Genomic DNA, 4,877 nt, shown 5'->3' on the forward strand with positions numbered 1-4,877 from the left:
GCTAGTCCTTGACCTGGGCGGACAGCTTCGCGGGGCGGTTCTTGACGAACACGTCGCGCATGCGGGTCACCACCCCGTCGAACTTCGCGGTGCGCGGGAACTCGGGGTCGGGGTTCGGCAGCGTCATCTGGTCCGCGTAGAGGAACTGGTGCATCTGCTCGGCCGTGTAGTCGCGCAGCGGCACCGAGCGGTCGAACAGGCCGCAGTACGCGAAGCGCTTCCAGCGGTACACGCCGGGACGGAACTGGCTGAACCGCACGGGTCCTTCGTCGATCGTCCGGTCCAGGTCGATGAGCTCGTCGATGTCGATGTCGACCACCGTGCCCAGTCCCTCGCAGCGTGGGCACATGCCGGTGGGGTCGTGGAACGAATAGGCGGGGGAGTACCCGGCCGAGGGCTCGCCGATCCGGGAGAACACCAGCCGCAGCAGCGGGGCGACGTCGCAGGCCGTCGCGACGATCGACCGCGTGTTGCCGGTGAAACGACGCTGGTCGATGAGCGCCGTGAAGGTGAGCCCGCCCATCGACTGCACCTCCGGTGCCGGCAGCTGCGGCAGACGGTTGCGCACGAACGTGGGGTAGGAGTCGTTGACCAGCCGTTGGGCCTCGGCGGCGACGGTGTCCAGGACCAGCGAGGACTTCCCGGAGCCCGAGACGCCCGTGACCACCGTGAGGGTGTGCTTGGGGATGTCCACCGAGACGTCGCGGAGGTTGTTGGTCGAGGCCCCGACGACGCGGATCACGTCGCCCGGGGTGCTCGTGGTCGATGGCGGGGAGAGGGGCGTGGTCATGGTCTCGAGCCTAGGGGAAGCGCCTGACGTCCCACGGCGGCCGGGCACCCGGCCCCGTAACCTCGTCCCATGCCCCCGGACTACGACGCCCGCATCGTCGACCTCTACGACGAGGACAACCCGGCAGGCGCGGGGGAGGGCTTCGTCCTGGCGTTCGCCGATCGGCTCGGCGCGCGCAGGATCCTGGACCTGGGCTGGGGCACGGGAGCGCTCACGGTCCGCCTCACGGGACCCGGGCGCACCGTGTGCGGGGCGGACCCCTCGGCCACGATGATCGACTACGCACGGCGTCGTCCCGGTGCCGAGGCCGTGACCTGGATCCAGGGAGATGCCGATGGGGTCCCGGTCGATCCCGTGGACCTCGTGCTCATGACCGGGAACGTCGTCCAGCACATCGCCGACCCCGCCTGGCAGGGCACCCTGCGTGCACTTCGATCGCGCCTGGTGCCCGGGAGCCGCCTGGTGTTCGACAGCAGGAACCCGTCGGCGCGAGCCTGGGAGCAGTGGCGTCGGGAGCGCCCGAGAACGCGCGAGACGATCCACGGTCCGCTCCGGGAATGGTCCGAGGTCGAGGAGCGCGGCGAAGGCCTGGTCCATGCCCGCTTCCACAACGTGTTCGAACGGTCGGGGGCGCACGTGGTGCAGGAGGAGACCTTCGTGTTCCGGGACCTGGCGCGTCTGACGAGTGACCTCGCCGAGGCGGGCTTCGAGATCCTGTGGGTCTGCGGGGATACTCTGGGGCCCCGTTCGACGGCTCTGCGCCGGGGATGCTCATCGAGGCGCACCCTGCGCCCTGAGCGGACGTCGGCTGCGGACTGCCGCGCCCTTGGAGCCCCCGGGTTTTCGACGTCGATCTCGCCGCCCCCTGCCCGACCGGGCAATCCTGCGCGACCGCCCGGCTGATCGCGCGCACTCGCTCACCTTGGTGAACGCGGAGTCGACCTCGGGCGTCGGCGCGGCCACACTGACGCTGTCCGCCTGCCGCGGACCCCGCGGGCGACCTGTGCACGGCCCCGTGCTCGATGCAGCCGATGGCACGTCGAGGAGGGTCCCGCACGGCACGGCGGGCTCCAGGAGCGGCGCATCGGAGGGAGTGCGCCGTCGTCGTGAGGACGGACGCACCGCGTCCGGAGGGGGAGAGACCTGCATGGGCGCATCGATCGGGGGACCCCCGATGCCCCGGGCCGACGCCGGTGACGGGACGCCGCGGGGGAGGGGACGCATGCTCGCGGCCCTCGGCATCTCCCAGGCGGTCGACACCACCGAGTCCGGGCTCGTGAAGTACTTCTTCCCGCTGATCCGGGCAGCATTCGGCCTGGACCTCGGAGCGCTCGGCATCCTCACGGCGATCCCGCTGATCTGCCGCACCGTGTGCGGTCCGATCTGGGCGACGATCGCGGATCGCTTCGGACGCCGCCGGATCCTGATCCTCGTCACCGGGGTCTGGGGCGTGTTCACGATCGCCGCGGGCTGCGCCCCGACCTACGAGGCGCTGCTCGTGCTGTTCACGATCTCCTCGATCGGGACGGTGGCGTCCGAGCCGATCCTCAACGGCCTCCTGCCCGAGGTCTTCCGCGCCTCCGAGCGCGGACGGGCCTTCGGCCTGGTGCGCGGCATCGGCGCCGCCGTCGGGATCGTCCTCGTGCCCACGGTCGGCATGCTGAGCGCCGACCCCCAGGGCTGGCGGTACGCGCTGTGGGTGATGGGCCTGGTCTCGATCCTCTCGGGGCTCATGATCCTGCGCTGGGTGCCGGCCTCCGCACCGGTCGGAGGTGGGAACGACCCGGACCGTCCACGTCCGGCCTTCCGGATCCTCGACGCCCTCGCCCTCTTCAGGATCCCCACGATCGTGCTCATGGCCGTGATGCTTCCGCTGGTCACCTCCGTCGCCGTGCTCCCGTTCTACTCGACGTTCCTCGTGGACGTCCGTGGCTACGAACCGTGGGAGTCCGTGATCCTGCTGGGCGTCAACACCCTGGGCATCGCCGTGTCCTCCGTGATCGGCGGTCGCCTCGGGGACCGCTGGGACCGCCGGTTCGGTCCTCGGTGCCGGATCATGCTGATGCAGATCTACCTCGTCGTGTTCGCCGTGACCGTCGCCGCGGTGACCCAGCTGCCCTTCGACGGGCGCGGATTCGTCTATCCCGCCACGCTCGTGATGGGCCTCGTGTTCTCGATCGGCTTCTCCGGCTGCGTCCTGCCGATGATCACCACCGTCGTGCCCCTGCAGCTCGGGGCGACGACCTTCTCGCTGCTCCTGTCGCTGGTCCAGGGGTCCGTGTCGGCGTTCCTGGCGATCTTCGCCGGCGAGGTGGCGGAGCGGATCGGGCTCGCGGGGATGTTCTGGTGGCTGATGACCGTGCCCTTCCTGCTCAACGCCGTCCTGTGGATCGGCTTCTATCGCATCTACCCGCGGGACCGGGCACGCCAGGAGCGGCGCACCGCCACGATGGAGGTCCATGCCGTCGGATCGTCGTGACCGCGGGGGCCCGTCGGCGTCGGGTCGGCGCAGGGCGACGGGCCGGCGCGGGACACCGCAGTGACAAGATGGCAGGTATCCCGCTTCCCGCGCGGCCCGGCCGCGCCCTCGCCCGAGGAGTCCCCATGCCCACCACCGCGCCCACCGTCACGCTGTCCGACGTCGCGACCACCGCCCTCGCCGAGCAGGTCGGCATCGAGCGCGTCATGGATCCCGGGATCCGGCCCCTGTGGGACGGCATGCCGCGCCTCGCGGGCCCGGTGCACGCCGTGCGGTGCGCCCCGGACGACCACCTCATGCTGCACGCCGCGATCTACCGGGCGCCCGCCGGTTCGGTGATCCTGGTGGAGTCCCAGCGGGGTCGCTACGCGGTGGCCGGCGGCAACGTCTGCGCCATCGCCCAGCGTCGCGGGATCGCCGGATTCGTCGTCGACGGCTTCATCCGGGACATCGACGAGGTGCGTGCGGCAGGCTTCCCGGTGTTCGCGCGCGGGCTGTGCCCCAAGCCCGCGGCCAAGAAGAAGGTGCTCCCGCAGGGCGACGCCGTCGTCGGCGGCGTGCTGGCCCGCACCGGGGACCTGGTGGTCGCCGACATCGACGGCGTGGTCGTGCTGCCCGCCGAGGGCGGCGACAGGATCGTCGAGGCCGCGTGGACCCGTCAGCGCGACGAGGCGACCCACGACCTCGACGACTGGGAGGCCGCGCACCGACGGAAGGTCTCCGAGGCGCTGGCCGCCGCCGGCGCGGACGCGACGCTGCCGGACTGACCCGGGCTCACGCCTCCCGGCGGTCGTCCCGCGCCACGTCGAGCGCGAGCTTGGAGGGCCAGCGCTCGAGCTCGCCGGGGGTCGCGGCGATCGACAGCGAGGATCCCGGCATGAGGTGGTGCAGGGCGCGGGCCGTCGACAGCGGATGGGACGTGTCGTCGGTCCACGCGAGCAGCGTCACGGGCACATCGAGCTCGGCGATCGCCGCACGCGGCGGGAGATCGCTCATCCCCGCACCGCGCAGCACCGAGGGCAGCAGGTCATCGGCCACCTCGGGCACGGTCACCGGCACGCCCGCGGTCGCGGGCGGGCGCACCACGTCGCGGCCGGACTCGAGGTACGTCTCCATGCCCTGCGTCTCGATCACCGACGCCGCCTGGCGGTACGCCCGGGCCACCGGCTCGCGGGTCTCCCACGCGGTCGCCGGGAGCATCAGGGTGAGCCCGCTGAAGCGATGCGGGTCCCGGACAGCGGCGTGCAGCATCGTCCCCGCGCCCATCGAGGGCCCCACGCCGTGCACGCGCTCGCCGGGGAAGAAATGGTCCAGCAGGCGCAGCAGGTCATCGGCCAGATTGTCCCAGCGGTAGTCCTCCGGCACCGCGCGACCGGTCGAGCGCCCGTGCGCCCGGGCGTCGTAGCGCAGCAGGCGGGTGCCCGACAGGCCCCGGCCGAGATCCATGTGGAGCAGGCGGTCCCGGGCGCGACTGGACGTGAGGCCATGCAGCTGGACGACGGCGCGGCCGCCCTCGTCGCTGAGCTCCGTGCCCAGCTCGGCCCCGGGGACGGAGAAGGACGACATGGGGAGGGCTCCGGATCTGTGAGGGGGCGGGACGCGGCTAGG

At 72.1% G+C, this 4,877-nt stretch carries 5 protein-coding genes; 3 read left to right on the plus strand and 2 right to left on the minus strand.

Annotated elements, in window-relative coordinates; translation table 11 throughout:
* Position 1: 1 nt before the first annotated feature.
* Entirely contained in the window at positions 2-790 is a 789-nt protein-coding gene (locus ACT3TZ_RS14845; protein ID WP_444584192.1) for a hypothetical protein, read from the minus strand.
* 69 nt (positions 791-859) lie between these two features.
* Between ACT3TZ_RS14845 and ACT3TZ_RS14850 the strand changes: the two genes are divergently transcribed.
* From ACT3TZ_RS14850 to ACT3TZ_RS14860, 3 genes are all read left to right on the plus strand, one after another.
* Positions 860-1,693, plus strand: a complete 834-nt coding sequence (locus ACT3TZ_RS14850; protein ID WP_444584193.1) for a class I SAM-dependent methyltransferase — start codon at positions 860-862, stop codon at positions 1,691-1,693.
* Positions 1,694-2,012: 319 nt separating this feature from the next.
* Positions 2,013-3,269, plus strand: coding sequence for an MFS transporter (locus ACT3TZ_RS14855; RefSeq protein WP_444584194.1), 1,257 nt, complete (start codon positions 2,013-2,015; stop codon positions 3,267-3,269).
* A 125-nt stretch (positions 3,270-3,394) separates the two neighbouring features.
* Complete coding sequence (locus ACT3TZ_RS14860; protein WP_444584195.1) at positions 3,395-4,036, plus strand: RraA family protein; 642 nt, start codon at positions 3,395-3,397, stop codon at positions 4,034-4,036.
* A 7-nt stretch (positions 4,037-4,043) separates the two neighbouring features.
* On the opposite strand, the gene ACT3TZ_RS14865 is transcribed toward ACT3TZ_RS14860, so the two are convergent.
* Positions 4,044-4,835 carry an alpha/beta fold hydrolase gene (locus ACT3TZ_RS14865; protein ID WP_444584196.1) on the minus strand — a complete coding sequence of 264 codons (792 nt, stop codon included), beginning with the start codon at positions 4,833-4,835 and terminating at the stop codon, positions 4,044-4,046.
* Between the last annotated feature and the right edge of the window lie 42 nt (positions 4,836-4,877).

It is taken from the genome of Brachybacterium sp. AOP25-B2-12 (genome assembly GCF_052378625.1).
Classification (GTDB): domain Bacteria; phylum Actinomycetota; class Actinomycetes; order Actinomycetales; family Dermabacteraceae; genus Brachybacterium.

What these genes read in the sequence shown, in the direction of transcription:
- ACT3TZ_RS14845 (WP_444584192.1), bottom strand. Translation starts at nt 790, where the DNA reads ATGACCACGCCCCTCTCCCCGCCATCGACCACGAGCACCCCGGGCGAC.
- ACT3TZ_RS14850 (WP_444584193.1), top strand. Translation starts at nt 860, where the DNA reads ATGCCCCCGGACTACGACGCCCGCATCGTCGACCTCTACGACGAGGAC.
- ACT3TZ_RS14855 (WP_444584194.1), top strand. Translation starts at nt 2,013, where the DNA reads ATGCTCGCGGCCCTCGGCATCTCCCAGGCGGTCGACACCACCGAGTCC.
- ACT3TZ_RS14860 (WP_444584195.1), top strand. Translation starts at nt 3,395, where the DNA reads ATGCCCACCACCGCGCCCACCGTCACGCTGTCCGACGTCGCGACCACC.
- ACT3TZ_RS14865 (WP_444584196.1), bottom strand. Translation starts at nt 4,835, where the DNA reads ATGTCGTCCTTCTCCGTCCCCGGGGCCGAGCTGGGCACGGAGCTCAGC.